15 protein-coding genes are annotated in these 17,006 nt (G+C 39.7%); 10 read left to right on the top strand and 5 right to left on the bottom strand.

Features of this window, described 5'->3' with window-relative positions:
• Nucleotides 1-44: 44 nt before the first annotated feature.
• Both PR800_RS11685 and PR800_RS11690 read right to left on the bottom strand, forming a co-directional pair.
• Nucleotides 45-1,256, bottom strand: coding sequence for an ROK family protein (locus PR800_RS11685; protein WP_102138591.1), 1,212 nt, complete (start codon nt 1,254-1,256; stop codon nt 45-47).
• Nucleotides 1,257-1,347: 91 nt separating this feature from the next.
• Entirely contained in the window at nt 1,348-2,259 is a 912-nt protein-coding gene (locus PR800_RS11690) for a LysR family transcriptional regulator (RefSeq protein ID WP_102138592.1), read from the bottom strand.
• 124 nt (nt 2,260-2,383) lie between these two features.
• Between PR800_RS11690 and PR800_RS11695 the strand changes: the two genes are divergently transcribed.
• The 3 genes from PR800_RS11695 to tus all read left to right on the top strand — a co-directional run bounded on the left by PR800_RS11695 (nt 2,384) and on the right by tus (nt 5,372).
• On the top strand, nt 2,384-3,655 hold the full coding sequence (locus PR800_RS11695) for an MFS transporter (protein WP_210848057.1): 1,272 nt from the start codon (nt 2,384-2,386) through the stop codon (nt 3,653-3,655).
• 84 nt (nt 3,656-3,739) lie between these two features.
• Nucleotides 3,740-4,318, top strand: coding sequence for a lytic polysaccharide monooxygenase (locus tag PR800_RS11700; RefSeq protein ID WP_272530867.1), 579 nt, complete (start codon nt 3,740-3,742; stop codon nt 4,316-4,318).
• 136 nt (nt 4,319-4,454) lie between these two features.
• Nucleotides 4,455-5,372 (top strand): DNA replication terminus site-binding protein, encoded by a 918-nt coding sequence (tus, locus tag PR800_RS11705; RefSeq protein ID WP_272530869.1) that lies wholly within the window; start codon nt 4,455-4,457, stop codon nt 5,370-5,372.
• 59 nt (nt 5,373-5,431) lie between these two features.
• On the opposite strand, the gene fumC is transcribed toward tus, so the two are convergent.
• Nucleotides 5,432-6,829, bottom strand: a complete 1,398-nt coding sequence (gene fumC, locus PR800_RS11710; protein WP_102138595.1) for a class II fumarate hydratase — start codon at nt 6,827-6,829, stop codon at nt 5,432-5,434.
• Nucleotides 6,830-7,008: 179 nt separating this feature from the next.
• On the opposite strand from fumC, the gene manA reads away from it, so the two are divergent.
• The 3 genes from manA (at nt 7,009) to add (ending at nt 11,130) form a co-directional block, all read left to right on the top strand.
• Nucleotides 7,009-8,184, top strand: a complete 1,176-nt coding sequence (gene manA / locus PR800_RS11715; RefSeq protein WP_272530870.1) for a mannose-6-phosphate isomerase — start codon at nt 7,009-7,011, stop codon at nt 8,182-8,184.
• A gap of 106 nt (nt 8,185-8,290) precedes the next feature.
• Complete coding sequence (locus tag PR800_RS11720) at nt 8,291-9,934, top strand: YdgA family protein (RefSeq protein WP_195698721.1); 1,644 nt, start codon at nt 8,291-8,293, stop codon at nt 9,932-9,934.
• A 194-nt stretch (nt 9,935-10,128) separates the two neighbouring features.
• A complete protein-coding gene (gene add, locus PR800_RS11725; protein ID WP_272530871.1) occupies nt 10,129-11,130 on the top strand; it encodes an adenosine deaminase in 1,002 nt (333 codons plus the stop codon).
• 256 nt (nt 11,131-11,386) lie between these two features.
• Here add and PR800_RS11730 read toward each other — a convergent pair whose 3' ends face one another.
• Together PR800_RS11730 and PR800_RS11735 are read right to left on the bottom strand one after the other, a co-directional pair.
• On the bottom strand, nt 11,387-12,364 hold the full coding sequence (locus PR800_RS11730) for a bile acid:sodium symporter family protein (RefSeq protein WP_102138598.1): 978 nt from the start codon (nt 12,362-12,364) through the stop codon (nt 11,387-11,389).
• Between the two features lie 60 nt (nt 12,365-12,424).
• Complete coding sequence (locus tag PR800_RS11735; RefSeq protein ID WP_102138599.1) at nt 12,425-13,468, bottom strand: oxidoreductase; 1,044 nt, start codon at nt 13,466-13,468, stop codon at nt 12,425-12,427.
• A gap of 128 nt (nt 13,469-13,596) precedes the next feature.
• Here PR800_RS11735 and PR800_RS11740 point away from each other — a divergent pair, with 128 nt between their 5' ends.
• The 4 genes from PR800_RS11740 to rsxC all read left to right on the top strand — a co-directional run.
• Complete coding sequence (locus PR800_RS11740) at nt 13,597-14,037, top strand: DUF2569 domain-containing protein (RefSeq protein WP_102138600.1); 441 nt, start codon at nt 13,597-13,599, stop codon at nt 14,035-14,037.
• An 84-nt stretch (nt 14,038-14,121) separates the two neighbouring features.
• Entirely contained in the window at nt 14,122-14,703 is a 582-nt protein-coding gene (rsxA, locus tag PR800_RS11745) for an electron transport complex subunit RsxA (protein ID WP_004910983.1), read from the top strand.
• On the top strand, nt 14,703-15,317 hold the full coding sequence (gene rsxB / locus PR800_RS11750; protein WP_102138601.1) for an electron transport complex subunit RsxB: 615 nt from the start codon (nt 14,703-14,705) through the stop codon (nt 15,315-15,317). Before rsxA ends, rsxB begins: the two co-directional genes overlap by 1 nt.
• A partial coding sequence (gene rsxC / locus PR800_RS11755; RefSeq protein WP_272530874.1) for an electron transport complex subunit RsxC occupies nt 15,310-17,006 on the top strand: 1,697 nt, incomplete at its 3' end. The genes rsxB and rsxC, both read left to right, overlap by 8 nt.

Below are 17,006 nucleotides of genomic sequence, written 5' to 3' on the forward strand. Positions count from 1 at the left end.
TAGCTCAATTTTGTGTACGATAGTATAAATATTATCGAATTGTTTTAACCTTGTAATAGTTGTAGTAGCAGTGAACCATCATATAATGCTCTCTGTATTAATGATGTTTCACTCTCCTTTACTGTAAATAAAGATTTTTCTATCGATAAATTGGATGAATACAGAGGAACTGCGTATTTATTTATATGGTCATGTAAACATTTTAAAAACAGCTCAGAACCTTGATTCAAAGGTGAATTGACTAAAATTAACTCACTACCAAATAAATTCACCATCAGTGCTAATGGTTTAGCTAATTGCTGGGCAACTTGATTAATAAGGTAAACACAAAGTCTGTCGTTTAATGTTGCTCCAGCGCAAATTTTTTCAATTGAAATATCGTGTTGATGCAAAAAAGAATCAGGGTAGTTTATTAGGAAATTATTAGCTTGCCGCAATATTGCAGGAATGGACGTTTTTGTTTCTAAGCAATCGTTGCTACCGCAATAGCAAAAGTTATGTTGGTATGGCTCACATTGGGTATGGCCAAACAAAATAGGTCGACGGGTATTCGCATCTAAGGCTGTTCCATGGTTTAACACCATGACATTAATAACATCTTGTAGCTGTAAGTAAATGATGTTTTTTGCTTTTCTTTTCTCCTGATGAGAAAAGTGGTCCATTAACGCCAACGCATCCACTGGCGGATGTAAATAGGTGGGTAAACCCGTTTGCTTGGTAAGGTGTTCCGCAATGGCCAATTGATGGATTTTAAAAGAAGGATGCTGATAAATAACACCGGTATGGGGATCTAAAATACCATCAATAAGAATGCTAATGGCGGTGACTCTTTCTAATATGTTTTGATGACTAGCAAAAAATTGACTAATTAATTCAGAAAGTGAATCCATAAATTCGCTATTCCCTAGCGGTGTAAATGGATATTCTGTTTGCGCTAAGGTAACCGCATTAATTTCTTTCAGGGAAATGGTAAGTTTCTGCTCTTCAATACGGATCGCTAGAAATTGCCACCCTTCACTTTCAATCACTAGCCCTATCGCTGGGCGTCCACGTAAACCGAGTACAGGAAACTCTAATTCTTTGATTAAGTGGGCATCCATAAGCTCGCGTGTAATTTTAGTGATACTTGCAGGCGCAAGCTGTGCTTGTTTTGATAAGGCAATACGCGAAATTGGACCATGCTGATCAATGATACGATATACAATCCCCGTATTTAATTGTTTGATTTGGTCAATATGGCCTGTTTGATTCACCATGGTAATAATTCAATTCCTTTATAAAGCAATGAGTTATTATGCCTTAATCTGTGTATGAATGATTTCGTTTGCATTGAAAGTGTGAGCTTACTCACTTTTGTTGACCAACAATATTGGCCATCAAAAGATTTGTTAATTTTTTGGCGACAGCAGGTAATGCTCTACGCGTATTGTAGACTAACCAGACTTCAGATGAAGCATTAATATTTGTGAGTTTTAAGTATTTCACACCATCAATTTTCATACGTGTGAATGATTCTGTAATTACGGAAATTCCCATACCTGCGGCAACTAACCCCAAGATAGTCATTGCTTCCCCTGCTTCTTGAGAAATGGTCGGTACCACCCCTGCAGATGTTAACAATTGGTTTATTTCATCATATAACGCAGTACCGACATCACGTTCAAAGAAAATAAAAGGATAATCAGCAAGCTGTTGAATATCGACACCAACATCAATAAATTCTAACAATGGGTGCCCTTCATAGACAGCGACCATAAATGGCTCTTTAAATAATAGCTGGTAATCCAATTGCTCTGGTAACACCGTATTTCTCATAATGCCAAAATCAATTCGCCCCGTAATTAATGGTGCAATTTGTTGTTTCGTATTCATTTGGTGCATATGAATAGAAACCTCTGGGTATGTTTCCCGATATTGCCGTAAACTCATTGTGACCTTGTGCATAAACGGCGTAGTTGAAGTAAATCCAATGGACAACTCCCCAAGTTCGCCTTTTTCCATGCGAGCCGCTTTTGTCGCAGCTGCATCGACTTGCGCTAAAATTTGATACGCTTCTTTTAAAAACATCGTGCCTGCTGGCGTTAAGGCAACATTTCGGTTATTCCTTTCTAACAGTTTTGCATTAATTTTCTCTTCAAGTATTTGTATTTGTTGGCTTAACGGGGGCTGTGAAATATGTAAACGTTCAGCAGCCTTGCCAAAATGGAGCTCTTCAGCGACAGCAATAAAGTACCGCAGGTGCCTAAGTTCTATACTCATCGTTTTCTCGATATCATTGATATGTTTAAAATATCATTGTTAATGATTAATATATTAGACAAAAAAATAGAAAGTTTCTATTCTTTGATCGAAATCAAACGTGTTGGTATGACAAGGAATATACATGGAACACTCACAGAATAGTCTTACATCTGAGCAACCTAACGAAGGAATAAGGGCACCCCAGCAAGGAAATACCACACCAAAAAAACATTACATACAAAGAGATGATGCGCTGTATTTACGTGTGACTTTATCTTTTTTTACGGTGGGTTTTGCCACATTTGCATTACTGTATTTTGTGCAGCCAATTTTGCCCATGTTGTCAGAGGATTTTAATATTTCCCCTGCCACTGCAAGCTTGTCATTATCACTGAGTACTGGCTTGATGGCATTAGGTTTATTAATTACAGGGCCAATTTCAGATGCAATAGGTCGAAAAAATGTGATGGTGATTGCATTGACCTGTGCCGCATTATTTACGCTACTTAGTTCCGTCATGCAGAGTTGGCAAGGGATCTTAATTGCGAGAGCATTAGTTGGTTTGTCGCTAAGTGGTGTTGCCGCGGTTGCAATGACCTATTTAAGCGAAGAGATCCATCCAAGCTATGTTGCACTATCCATGGGCTTATATATTAGTGGTAATTCATTGGGTGGAATGAGCGGCCGTTTGGTGACGGGAGTGATCGCTGATTTTTATTCATGGCGTGTTGCCGTGGTGATTTTAGGTTCGTTAGCTTTGATCGCGGCTATTGGCTTTTGGCGCTTATTGCCCCCTTCTCAGCACTTCCGGGCGAGTTCTTTAAAACCTAAGAATCTGTGGGTTAATTTGCATCTACACTTTAGAGACAAAGGCTTACCTTTTCTATTTATTGAAGGCTTTGTTTTGATGGGGGGCTTTGTCACAATGTACAACTACATTGGATATCGCTTACTTGAAGCGCCTTACTCTTTTTCTCAGTCTACTGTCGGCTTGTTATCCGTTATTTATTTAACAGGGACTTACAGTGCGACTAAAACAGGAAGCCTAATTCACAAATATGGACTTGGACAAGTACTCATAGCGTCCATCAGTATGATGTTAGTTGGTATTTTAGTCACATTACATTCAAATGTTTGGTTAGTTTTACTTGGAATGACAATACTGACAACGGGTTTTTTTGCAGCACACTCTGTAGCTAGTAGCTGGGTGGGACGCAGAGCTAAACGAGCACGTGGCCAAGCGTCTTCCTTGTATTTATTTAGTTATTACGCAGGGTCAAGTATTGCAGGTACGGTTGGTGGCTTATTTTGGCAACACTTTGGTTGGAATGGAGTTGCTTTATTTATCGCTGGAATATTATTTATCGGCATTATCATTGCTTACCGTTTGAAATCAATTTGTTATAACCAATAGGTTAGGAACTAATAAAGGTTAAGCTACCGCTCCTCCTCGTGATTAGTAGATGATGAAAATGTCTATTAATTACGAGGAAACTCAATGAAACCATTCTCACTAAAACTATTTTTATTTGCATCATTGCTCTTTTGTTGTAGTTCTTTTGTTTGGTCCCATGGCTATGTCGAATCCCCTGAAAGTCGCTCATATTACTGCAAACAAGGTATAAATACTCACTGTGGGCCAGTGCAATATGAGCCGCAATCGATTGAAGGCCAAAAAGGCTTCCCCCAATACGGCCCAGCTGATGGAAAAATTGCTAGCGCTGGTATTGGTGCTTTTTCTCCCTTAGACATACAAACTACGAACCGATGGAAACGGGTTATTTTAAATTCACCTAATGTTAAGTTTAAATGGCGCATCACGGCAAAACATAAAACGACAAAATGGGAATATTTCATAACTAAGCCTGACTGGCAGCCAAATGCCCTATTATCGCGTAATCAATTTACACTAACCCCATTTTGTAAATTTGAACGTGTAGAAACTCCAGGGGAAATTGTGGAACACAACTGTGTATTACCGAAAAATCAAAAAGGTTACCATGTAATCTTAGCCATTTTGACGATATATGATACACCAAATGCATTTTACCAAGTCATTGATACAGAAATAAATTAACGTAAAAGTAAAGTTATATACAAGAAAAGGACAAGTGTTAAAATACCCACTTGTCCTTTTAAGCTTCGTTTTATTATTGATAAGCTCGATAGTTAATGGTAATTATAATTATCACCCATTTGAATGTTGTAACTAAATGACTATAAAACAAGATTTGATTGATACGTTCAATGAATTGGAGTCACGGATAAACCAATTTAGCCTCTTGCTGCTGGAACAATCAAAACAGGTTCCATTTACAGCCCATGTATTTCAGTTACCTTCAGTTATTAAAGGTGAGGAAAATAATGAAATAGAACAAATTTCAGTACATACACTAACGGGTCATGATGCTGTGAGTGAAGCAATAAAGTTAATTAACTTATTATTTTTGCAGAATAAATCCGAAAAAATTAGCAATAAAGCCGCTATCCGCTTACCTGGCGTTATATGCATACAAACTCATTTACAGACATATCGTGACTTTAATTCGTTAATATTAAAGATTAATGAGTTAAAGATGCATATAAAGGCAATTGTCACACAAGTGAATGAACCTCATCGATTCGACTTTATCCGTGACAGTTTACACGGACTGCTGACATTAAATACCTATCGTACCCTCACCTCATTGGTTGATGTCGATACGGTTAATTTTGGCTGGGCGAATAAAAAAGTTATCAATAAAGTGACCAAAGAAACAGTACTAGACCGTTTACAAGCAAGTATAGATAGTGGCCGTTGCCCTCTTCATTTACCTAAAGAACATTGGCTTTTACAACTGGAAAATGAAATTCGGCTAATTGATTCCCTACCTCATAATGCGGTTCTGAAAACTCAACGCCCTGTCAAAGTTCAGCCAATAGCTCGAGTGTGGGATAAAGAGCAACAGAAACAAACGCAGTTTGCCTGTGCAACACCTTTATTCGTTTTTGCGCTCGAAAAAACAGTAGCAGAAATTAAAATCGGTGAGCTCCCCGATTACCATGCAAATAACATTGCTATTCGTAATCGACCTAAAGCAAAACAGGTTGAATTATTAATTCCTCGATTAAATTTGTATATTGAACGCTAAAAAAACACCCATCTGTAAAACAGTATGGGTGTTATATAAAGCCAGTTTAATAAGCTAGCTTAAGATTTCATGCTGCCAACCATATCTTCTGGACGAACCCAATCATTGAACTGTTCTTCAGTTAAATAGTTTAGTTTCAGTGCAGATTCTTTCAGCGTCAGCCCTTCTTTGTGTGCTTTTTTAGCAATTTCTGCCGCTTTATCGTACCCGATGTGGGTATTTAAAGCAGTTACTAACATTAACGATTCATGAAGTAATTTCTCAATGCGCTCACGATTTGGTTCAATTCCAATCGCACAGTGCTCATTAAAGCTACGCATACCATCAGCTAACAAGCGAACAGATTGTAAGAAATTATCAATTAACATTGGGCGGAATACATTCAGCTCAAAATTACCTGAAGCCCCACCAATGTTCACAGCAACATCATTCCCCATCACTTGAGCACATAACATTGTCAATGCTTCACACTGTGTCGGGTTAACTTTACCTGGCATGATTGAACTGCCTGGCTCATTTTCTGGGATAGATATTTCACCAATACCGCAGCGAGGGCCAGATGCTAACCACCTTACATCATTCGCAATTTTCATTAGAGAAGCGGCTAAACCTTTTAAAGCACCGTGTGCGTGCACAAGGCTATCACAGGTTGCTAATGCTTCAAATTTGTTCGGAGCTGTAATGAATGGCTGGCCAGTTAATTCTGCAATTTTTTTCGCAACACGAACGGCATACTCTGGATGAGTATTTAAACCGGTCCCTACTGCTGTACCACCTAACGCTAATTCACACACATGTGGAACTGCGTTTTCAATGTGTTTTTCACTATGCGCTAACATTGCAGCCCAACCAGAAATTTCTTGGCCTAGCGTCAGCGGAGTTGCATCTTGTAAGTGAGTACGACCGATTTTTACGATATCTTTAAATTCTTTCGCTTTTGCATCTAACGTTTGATGCAAAATTTTCAGTTCAGGGAGAAGATGTTCGCGGATTGCGACGACCGCAGCAACGTGCATTGCCGTTGGGAAAACATCATTTGAACTTTGACTTTTATTCACATCATCATTAGGGTGAATAAGACGATCGTTACCACGTTGGCCACCGAGAATTTCGCTACCACGGTTAGCTAAAACCTCGTTCATGTTCATGTTACTTTGCGTACCAGAACCTGTTTGCCAAATAGCAAGAGGAAATTCCGTTGGATGTTTACCAGCTAAAACTTCGTCAGCGGCAGCAATGATTGCATCGCCGCGCTCTTTAGCTAATAATCCGAGATCCATATTGACACTAGCAGCGGCTTTTTTTGTGATAGCGAGTGCGTGAATCAACGCAACAGGCATTTTTTCTACAGATATACGGAAATGTTCTAAAGAACGCTGCGTTTGCGCGCCCCACAATTGGTCAGCAGGTACTTCAATTGGTCCCATTGAGTCTTTTTCAATGCGAGTGGCTGCCATTACTATCTCCTTAGGTACATACACAGAATAATTGATTTTAGAATCATCTGCTTGCAGGTAAGCAAATAACCGAGCAGTATAATGCCACAAATTGAATTTCATTTATGAGACTTGGTCGAGCTTATTGTATTGTAGTGAAAAGGAAATCAGTTGATTTTTATGAAAAAGAGAATTTTGCTATGCTGAAAATGATAAACAAAGTCCAAAACTATGACTGGGGCAGTAAAACGGCCCTGACTAAGTTATATGGGATTTCAAACCCCGATAACTTACCAATGGCTGAACTTTGGATGGGGGCTCATCCAAAAGCAAGCTCCGAAGTTCTCGATACGGAAAAAAATCAAAGTATTCCACTTAATGTCTTAATTGATAGCGATCCTGAAGCTTATTTAGGTCAACATGTTGCACAGACGTATCATCGTTTACCTTATTTATTTAAGGTGTTATGTGCTGCTCAACCGTTGTCTGTTCAGGTGCATCCAAACAAAACTTATGCTGAAGTTGGTTTCGCCAAAGAAAATTCAGCAGGGATCCCTTTAGATTCCCCAATACGTAATTATAAAGATGATAACCACAAACCTGAACTGATCTTCGCATTAACACCTTTTAAAGCGATGAATGCCTTTCGCCCACTAAATGAAATCGCTCATCTTCTGGATTTTGTTTCTGCTGCCCATCCTGATATTCAGTTATTTGTTCAGGACCCCACTGAAGAAAAATTATCACGTTTATTTGCACAAATTCTTAACCTAACGGGTGAACAAAAAGATTTAGCACTTGGTGTATTAAAAGCAGCATTGAACAGCCGACAAGGTGAACCATGGAACTCAATAAAGCAAATGGTTAGTCTGTATCCTGAAGATAATGGGTTATTTACCCCTCTTCTTCTTAACATCGTTGAATTAGAACCTGGTGAAGCGATGTTTTTATATGCCAGAACGCCACATGCTTATCTAGAAGGTGTCGGGTTAGAGGTTATGGCAAATTCAGATAATGTACTGCGTGCAGGGTTAACAAATAAGCATATAGATATTCCAGAGTTGATTGCGAATATTGACTTTAAGCCTACGTTTGCAAAGGATTTATTGAACACCCCCGAAAAATCTGGAAATATCTGGAAATATAATATTCCAGTAGAAGATTTTGCATTTAATATATATTCTATAAGCCACTCGGAAGTTGTGCTATCTAATAATAGTGCCTCAATTTTGTTCTGTATTGAAGGCCAGTTAGTTCTGCATTCAAGTAATGATGAAATATGCGTTAATTCAGGTGAGTCTGTATTCTTACCTGCTTATGAGAAAAGCATAACCATTAATGGCAGTGGTAAACTAGCCCGAGTATTTAACAAATAGTGTCATATTCTGTATTTAACCGTCTTTATTGCATGAAGATGGTTACTTAAAACTTTTATAAATTTATAAGTACGGCAATAACGTACTGAAAGGATGGATGTTTATAATGAAAAAGTCATTAGTCGCGGTTGGTGTTATTGTTGCTCTAGGTGCAGTGTGGACCGGTGCTTCATGGTATACAGGTTCTAAAGTAAAAGATGAACTTGATAGAGTAATCCTCAAAACCAACGATTTTTTTGCTGTAAATGTGCCTGAGTCGGGTTTGAACTTTAAAGTAGAAAATTATGAAAAAGGCGTATTTTCATCTAAAGCAGATATTGTAATCACCTCTGCAGACTCAGTCTCACCAGACGACTCCATTGTATTCAAAACGAATATTGATCATGGCCCATTCCCATTATCACAAGTTGCTAAGTTTAATTTATTACCTAAATTAGCAGCAACACAAATTGAATTAGCTAATAACGCAACCACAAAAGAATTGTTTGAAGCAACACAAGGTAAACCTTTTATTCATGGTTCCGCTGTTATTGGCTATAGCAAAAGTATTGATACCAGCTTAGAACTGATCCCTATCGAATATAAGAAAGATGATGTTTCATTATCATTCAGTGGTTCGAAGTTCGATGTATCAACAACCTCTGACCTTGCTGCTGTAGATGCAACTTTAGTGACGGATAATTTAGTTATTGGTAAAAAAGATAACTCTGAATCCATGACTTTAAAAGGTTTAAAATTAGTCTCTAATGTAGAAAAGTCACAATATGGCTTCTACACTGGAACCCAGTCATTTGTTATTGCGGATACAGATTTCAACATCCCTGAAACCAAATTCTCTTTTAAAGATTTCAAAATTTCAAGTGATACCTCTATTACTGGCGAAGATGTAAAAGGAAATATTTCTTATAGCATCGCTGATTTAAAAGCATTAGAGCAAAACTTAGGTTCTGGCGAATTGACTGTTGCTATTGAAAAATTAGATGCTAAAGCATTAGGTAAATTCGTTGAACAATATAATGAAGCTTTAGCGCAAGGTTTAGCTAGTGGAGATCCTACTGAAGCTACAGAGCGTTTAGCTATGGAGATGATGTCTACAACATTACCAGAGCTAATGAAAAGCAAGCCTGTATTTACGGTTAGCCCTTTCTACTGGAAAAATGAAGCTGGCCAAAGCTCAGTTGACCTAAACATCACATTCAATAAATGGAACCAAGACGAAATGACTGCGTTAGCAATGTCTAACAAAGTTGATGAAGCTATCAAGCAACTCATTACGTCTTTCGATTTCAATTTAAAACTGAATAAACCAATGATGATCGAATCAATGACTCAAGCAATGATTATTGATCAAGGTGTACCAGTTGATGCAGAAGCTAAAAAAGAAATGAAAGGCATGATCACTTCTGAGTTTGAAGGTGTTCAGCAAATGCTGACTTCAGATATGTTCTCTTCTCCATTTGAAGAAATGTTTATGACTGATGAAGAACGTGCTGAAAAAGCTAAGCAGAAAAAATCACCGTGGATGATTGATAGCGAAAATGACTTAACTATGACTATCAAATTTGCAGGTAATGACCTGACATTCAATAATGACAAATATACCTTAGCTGAGTTCCTCACTAAGATGAAAATGATGTCTAGCCCAGAAGATGCATTAGAATATGAAGCTGTACCTGCTCCAGACGCAGAGCCAGCACCAGAAATGGAAGTTGAGCCTGAGTTAGCTCCACAAGAAGCACCAGCTAACTAATTTGACTCAATACCATCTAGTGACGAAAGCCAGTTAATATTAGCTGGCTTTTTTATTACCTCACGAAATAAACGTGATATATATCACAATATTAATGTAATAATTAATCTCGTTTCACATTTTTCGTGATTCGTAATTGCCTTTAATGAAATAAAAGTCAAAATAAGGATAGAAAATAGATAAAGGATCATTCCGTGATTAATACACATTTACCTTTAACCGATTTACACCGCCACCTCGATGGCAATATTCGTCCAGAAACGATCCTCTCCTTAGCAGAACAGCATCATATTCAATTACCTGCTACAGAGATTGAAGCATTGCGCCCTCACGTCCAGATTATAGGACAAGAAGCTGACTTAGTTGGTTTTTTAGCAAAGCTAGATTGGGGAGTCGCTGTTTTAGCTGATTTGGACGCCTGTCGCCGTGTCGCGCTTGAGAATGTTGAAGATGCCTTTAATGCTGGTATCGATTACGCAGAGCTACGTTTCTCTCCTTACTATATGGCGATGAAGCACCAATTGCCTGTTGAAGGTGTAGTTGAAGCCATTGTTGATGGTGTACGTGCAGGGTGCCAACAATTTGATATTAAAATTAATTTAATTGGTATTTTAAGCCGCACTTTTGGCCAACAAGCCTGTACAGCTGAGCTGCAAGGATTATTAGCGCATCGAGATCATTTATGCGCATTAGATTTAGCAGGAGATGAGCTCGGATTCCCTGGAGAGCTCTTTGAGTCACATTTTATTAAAGCTAGAGATACTGGGTTAAATATTACTGTTCATGCAGGTGAAGCGGCTGGAGCAGACAGTATTTGGCATGCTATTAAGGTATTAGGCGCACAACGAATTGGTCATGGCGTTAAAGCAATAGAAGACCCTGCTCTAGTTGAGTATTTAGTAAAACATCAAATTGGCATGGAAAGCTGTTTAACGTCGAATATTCAAACAAGTACAGTTCCATCCTTAGCTCAACACCCATTGAAAACCTTTTTACAACAAGGTGTTCTGGCTTCAATTAATACAGATGACCCAGCAGTTCAAGGTATTGAGTTACGCCATGAATATGAAGTGGCTGCCCCACAAGCTGGTTTAACGGCAGCAGAAATAGAACAAGCACAACGAAATGGTCTGAGTATGGCATTTTTATCGGATAGTGAGAAAAAAGTGCTCTTACATAAAGCTGCTACTCGTTAATTTAAATTTCTTAAGGGCATTTGTTAGAATGCCCTTTTTAATTTTCAAGCCACTTTCCTATATTATTGTATTTCTACGTTTATACACAGACACACGACTCTCCTTTTACTAGCTCACCTTCTGTATTCAATGTACAAGTACAGTTGTTAATTTAGCGATTATTAAACCCACTGTATGTTGTAACTAAATATAGCTAATCCTATAAATCAATAGCAAAAATATGAGGGGTTACTAATCCCCCTCAATCTTAGAATACTTATTTCATCGATAACCGTTTAGCATAGCGCTGAGCAAGTACAGCGCTGACCATCAGTTGTATTTGGTGAAAGATCATCAATGGCAATAAAATAACCCCCACTGTCGCAGCAGGAAACAACACATTCGCCATTGGGACTCCATTAGCTAAACTCTTTTTCGAACCACAAAACACAATGGTAATTTCATCTTCTTTGCTAAAACCTAACAACCGTGCAGCCAACGTATTAAATACAATGATAATAAATAAGATAACGCAAGTGACAACCACAATCATAAATAGTGAAAATGCGTCTATTTTCTGCCAAATCCCCTCTACCACTGCTTCACTGAATGCCACATAAACGACCAATAATATTGAAGACCGGTCAGTCATATTAACTAATTTGCGATTACGGTTTATCCAATTGGCAATCAGCGGCCGAGATAAATGCCCCACAATAAATGGCAGCATCAATTGCATTAGAATGGAGCCTATCGCATTAAGCGTATCCATGGCTTGGCTGCCATCAGCATCCATCAATAAGCCCACTAAGATTGGCGAAAGAAAAACCCCAAGAATACTCGACGCCGATGCACTACAAATAGCTGCAGCAATATTCCCCCCCGCTACCGATGTGAATGCAATGGCTGACTGTACAGTTGCAGGTAAAGCACATAGGTATAAAAAGCCCATATATACAGTGGGTGACATCCATTTCGGAACAATCACGGCAAGCCCTAGGCCTACGATAGGAAATACAATGAATGTACTCGCAAAAACCAAGAGATGTAGGCGCCAGTGCCCTATCCCCGCCATGATTGATTCACGAGATAATTTAGCCCCATGCATAAAGAACAATAATGCAATTGCAGCAGTCGTTAAATATTGAAACGCCGTTTTTATATCGCCTTCACAAGGAAAAAGACTGGCTAGAATGACAACGCCAATCATGATAAGTAAAAATGGGTCTATTCTCAGTTTAGCTAGCAAATTCATTCGATTATCCATAATAAAAGCCAGTTATATTAACTGGCCTTATAGTGAGCGTTGATGACATTAAAAGATTGCTTCAATTGTCCGTTTTTCTTTTGCCGAACGTATACCTGCTTCAATAAGTTTCATAATATCTATCGCTTCGCTCGGAGTGACTGGGTTTGGTTTACCATGGCGAATCGCATCATATATCCCTTGATAATAACCACCATAATTTCCGCGTTGGTTTGGCCAAGATTGTGTTATAAGCTCATCACCTTGTGACAGCGTCACATTACCCATGTTGGTATCAATTCCCCAATCAGCCCCTTCTGGACGTTGGCCGCTCTTTAAGCAGTCTTCTTGGGTGTCTAAACCATATTTAACATAGCTACCATTCATACCATGAATAACATATATCGGCGTTGGTGCAGCGGCTAATGTTGTTGCATGTAATACCACTTTTTTATCTGCATACTGCAAAACAGCATGAAAGTAATCCACTGCCTGTGCATTAGGGCGGATCATGGCAAGATCAACGTTGATCCCTAAAGGCCGACCAAAATATTGCAAGACTTGGTCTAACAAATGTGGCCCTAAGTCGTACCAAATACCGGCTCCGGGTATATCGGCTTCACGCCAACGTTGCCTAACTAGCGGCCGATAACGGTCAAAATGGGATTCATAGTATTTAATATCCCCTAGCTTACCTTCTTCTAAGATCTTTTTAACGGTTAAAAAACCTGAATCCCATCGACGGTTATGATAAACCGACAGTAGTTTTCCAACTTGCTCCGCTTGTTGTTTTAATTGCTCTGCCTGTGAGACATCTAACGTAAAGGGTTTATCAACAACTACATGTTTTCCAGCTGCCAATGCCGCTTGTGCAAGGGGGAAGTGAGTATCATTAGGTGTAGGAATGACAACTAATTCGATATCTTTATCCGCAAAAACAGCTTCTGGAGATGCAGCAACATGAATATTTGGCCAATCTGCCTTAACCTTATTGGGGTCACTGCTAGAAATCGTTGCCAAATCATACCCTTCTAAAATACCAAGGAAAGGTGCATGAAATGTTTTGCTTGCATAGCCATATCCGATGATCGCGACTTTAATTGGTTTAGACATTTAGACCTCATACAACGATAAACACAAGTGGAGATAAAAAGTACCATCAGAAGGAATGAAATGGCAAATAAATCTATGATAGGATTGTAAATTGTCCAGCGATTTTGCCAAAATGGGTTTTATTAATTATGACTTCAGTTTATGACGCTAACCGCATCACTGGCTGGCTATTAGTTCCAGCGATCTATTTGTTATTAACCTTTTTAGCTGTTTGCAGTATGACTGTCATGTATTGCATTAAATTTTATGAGATTGTCACGACTGTTGACCATTGGACACGTTTTATTCCTGCCGCTTGGTATTTGTCATTCGCCATTGCTATTGGGATGACTATTTTCAGTATCCATGTGTTGCAACTGATGTTTTCTCGTTCAAAACATTTCCCTCGCCGTTTTATTATTTGGCTGCTTATTTTATTATTATTAGGCATAAAAACCTTCGCTTTTTCACCTATTGACGATGAAACTGCTTTGCAAGTCCTTGCATGGCCTTTAATTGGCGCGGGTTTCTTTGTCCCTTATTTCAAGCGTTCCCAACGTGTAAAAATGACTTTCACACAAGATCGATAAGCATCATATAAATTGCTTGATATCATAATGATAGTTTAACTGGCTGCGGCCAGTTTTTGTTCTTTTTTCATTTCAGGCAATAGCATGACTGATTATTTATTACTCTTTGTTGGAACAGTGTTGGTTAACAACTTCGTCCTCGTTAAATTCCTTGGCTTATGTCCTTTCATGGGCGTCTCAAAAAAACTCGAACCGGCCATTGGGATGGGCTTAGCAACGACGTTTGTTATGACATTAGCGTCAATCAGTTCTTGGTTGATTGACACACTTATCCTCATTCCTCTCGACCTCATCTATTTGCGGACGCTAAGCTTTATTTTAGCGATTGCTGTCGTTGTACAGTTCACTGAAATGGTGGTCAGGAAAACGAGCCCAACGCTCTACCGTTTACTCGGCATTTTTCTGCCTTTAATTACCACCAACTGTGCAGTTCTTGGTGTTGCCTTATTAAATATTAATATGTCTCATACTTTTATGCAGTCTGCCGTATACGGTTTTGGCGCTGCTGTGGGTTTCTCATTAGTGATGGTTTTATTTGCCGCTATTCGCGAACGTCTAGCTGTTGCCAATGTTCCAGCCCCTTTTAAGGGCTCGTCAATTGGCTTGATTACCGCTGGCTTGATGTCTCTCGCGTTTATGGGCTTTAGTGGTTTGGTGAAATTCTAATGATGTCTGTATGGATTGCTATCGGTATATTAGCCGTTTTTGGCCTAGTATTTGGGCTGATGTTAGGGTATGCCTCATTACGCTTCAAAGTTGAAGCTGACCCGATTGTCGAACAAGTTGAAGCGATATTGCCTCAAAGCCAGTGCGGTCAATGCAGCTACCCTGGTTGCCGTCCTTACGCTGAAGCGGTTGCCAATAATGGGGAAATGATCAACAAATGCGCCCCAGGTGGCGAACAGGTCATGCTGAAAATCGCTGAATTGCTTAATGTCGACCCTCAACCGATTGATGGCGATGAAGCCGCGCAAAACCCCGTTCGTAAAGTTGCTATTATCGACGAAGAAAACTGCATTGGTTGTACTAAATGCATCCAAGCTTGCCCTGTTGATGCCATTGTGGGTGCAACCCGCGCCATGCACACTGTGATTGAAGACTTGTGCACCGGCTGTGACTTATGCGTCGCCCCTTGCCCTACAGACTGTATTGAACTTGTTCCTGTGAAAACGACTACAGCCAATTGGAAATGGGATTTAAACACCATCCCTGTAAAAAATATTAGTGTTGAACCCAATGAACAGCTTGTCTCTAAAGTAAGAGGTGAAACTCATGCTTAAGCTCTTTAATTGGTTGAAAAAAGATAATATATGGGATTTCAAAGGTGGGATCCATCCGCCTGAAATGAAGCTACAATCTAGCCAGACACCGATGCGTATTGCATCAGTGCCCGATGAGTTGTTTATTCCATTACAACAACATTTGGGCCCTGAGGGAGAACTAATTGTTCAGGTTGGTGACTCAGTATTAAAAGGCCAGCCATTAACTAAAGGGCTTGGGCGTACTGTACCTGTTCATGCATCAACTTCAGGGGTGATCACTGCAATTGAACCCATGGTAACGGCACACCCTTCTGGTTTAAAAGAATTGTGTGTGCGTATTGCAGCCGATGGCCATGATACATGGTGTACTTTGTCCCCAGAGCCTAATTACGTTCAACTAACCCGTGCTGAATTACTGCAAAAAATTGAACAAGCTGGGATAGCCGGCCTCGGTGGTGCAGGTTTCCCAACCGCATCAAAATTGGCCGGAGGTCAAGATGCGATTAAAACATTAATCATTAATGCAGCTGAATGTGAGCCTTATATCACAGCTGATGATAGGTTAATGCAAGAACATGCACAGGAAGTCATTGAAGGCTGTCGTGTTTTACAGCATTTATTGAACCCTGACCAAATATTAATTGGTATTGAAGACAATAAACCTGAGGCTATTCAGGCACTCAAAGATGCAATCACGCCACAAGATAAACAGGTATTCATTAGGGTTATACCAACTAAATATCCATCTGGTGGTGCTAAACAACTGACAAAAATTTTGACAGGAAAAGAAGTGCCGTCTGGTGCGCGTTCTTCACAAATTGGTGTGTTGATGCAAAATGTCGGTACTGTGGTCGCCATTAAACGCGCGGTTGTTGATGGCCAGCCATTGATTGAACGAGTGGTAACTGTCACCGGAGAAGCAATCAGTAAACCGGGTAATTTTTGGACTCGTTTAGGGACTCCAGTTAAATATCTATTACAGCAATCCGGTTTTAACCCAGAGCCAGAACAAATGGTTATTATGGGGGGGCCTTTAATGGGCTTTACCCTACCCGACCTGAATGTCCCTGTCGTAAAAATTTGTAACTGCTTACTGGTCCCCACAATGGAAGAAATGGGACCTAAAGCACTAGAAGAAGCGTGTATTCGTTGTGGGTTATGTGTCGATGCCTGCCCAGCCGCGTTACTTCCTCAGCAACTTTATTGGTTCAGTAAAGGGGATGAACACGAAAAAGCGCAAAAACATAATTTATTTGACTGCATAGAGTGCGGTGCATGTGCTTATGTATGCCCAAGTAATATTCCGTTAGTGCAATATTATCGCCAAGAAAAAGCGGAAATTCGTGAAATTGCTCAAGAAGAGCGCCGAGCTGCTGAAGCTAAATTACGTTTTGAAGCAAAACAGTTGCGTATGGAACGTGATAAACAAGCACGAGAAGAACGCCATAAAAAAGCCGCGGTACAAGTTGATAGCGCGGATAAAGATGCAGTTAATGCAGCCTTGGCTCGAGTTAAAACCAAACAAGCAGCGACCGCGGAGCCCATTAAGATTATTTCGGGTGAACTGCCAGACAATAGTGCGGTGATTGCTGCTCGCGAAGCCCGTAAAGCTCAAGCCCGTGCAAAACAAGCTGAAAAACTGGCTAATGCACAAACAGAGCCCGTTGACACAGCGGCCACGGATGATCCTCGTAAAGATGCTGTCGC

It is taken from the genome of Providencia sp. PROV205 (assembly GCF_028479505.1).
Classification (GTDB): domain Bacteria; phylum Pseudomonadota; class Gammaproteobacteria; order Enterobacterales; family Enterobacteriaceae; genus Providencia; species Providencia huaxiensis.

Coding starts and splice junctions, on each gene's coding strand:
- PR800_RS11685 (WP_102138591.1), bottom strand. CDS start 1,256: ATGGTGAATCAAACAGGCCATATTGACCAAATCAAACAATTAAATACG.
- PR800_RS11690 (WP_102138592.1), bottom strand. CDS start 2,259: ATGAGTATAGAACTTAGGCACCTGCGGTACTTTATTGCTGTCGCTGAA.
- PR800_RS11695 (WP_210848057.1), top strand. CDS start 2,384: ATGGAACACTCACAGAATAGTCTTACATCTGAGCAACCTAACGAAGGA.
- PR800_RS11700 (WP_272530867.1), top strand. CDS start 3,740: ATGAAACCATTCTCACTAAAACTATTTTTATTTGCATCATTGCTCTTT.
- tus (WP_272530869.1), top strand. CDS start 4,455: ATGACTATAAAACAAGATTTGATTGATACGTTCAATGAATTGGAGTCA.
- fumC (WP_102138595.1), bottom strand. CDS start 6,829: ATGGCAGCCACTCGCATTGAAAAAGACTCAATGGGACCAATTGAAGTA.
- manA (WP_272530870.1), top strand. CDS start 7,009: ATGCTGAAAATGATAAACAAAGTCCAAAACTATGACTGGGGCAGTAAA.
- PR800_RS11720 (WP_195698721.1), top strand. CDS start 8,291: ATGAAAAAGTCATTAGTCGCGGTTGGTGTTATTGTTGCTCTAGGTGCA.
- PR800_RS11730 (WP_102138598.1), bottom strand. CDS start 12,364: ATGAATTTGCTAGCTAAACTGAGAATAGACCCATTTTTACTTATCATG.
- PR800_RS11735 (WP_102138599.1), bottom strand. CDS start 13,468: ATGTCTAAACCAATTAAAGTCGCGATCATCGGATATGGCTATGCAAGC.
- PR800_RS11740 (WP_102138600.1), top strand. CDS start 13,597: ATGACTTCAGTTTATGACGCTAACCGCATCACTGGCTGGCTATTAGTT.
- rsxA (WP_004910983.1), top strand. CDS start 14,122: ATGACTGATTATTTATTACTCTTTGTTGGAACAGTGTTGGTTAACAAC.
- rsxB (WP_102138601.1), top strand. CDS start 14,703: ATGATGTCTGTATGGATTGCTATCGGTATATTAGCCGTTTTTGGCCTA.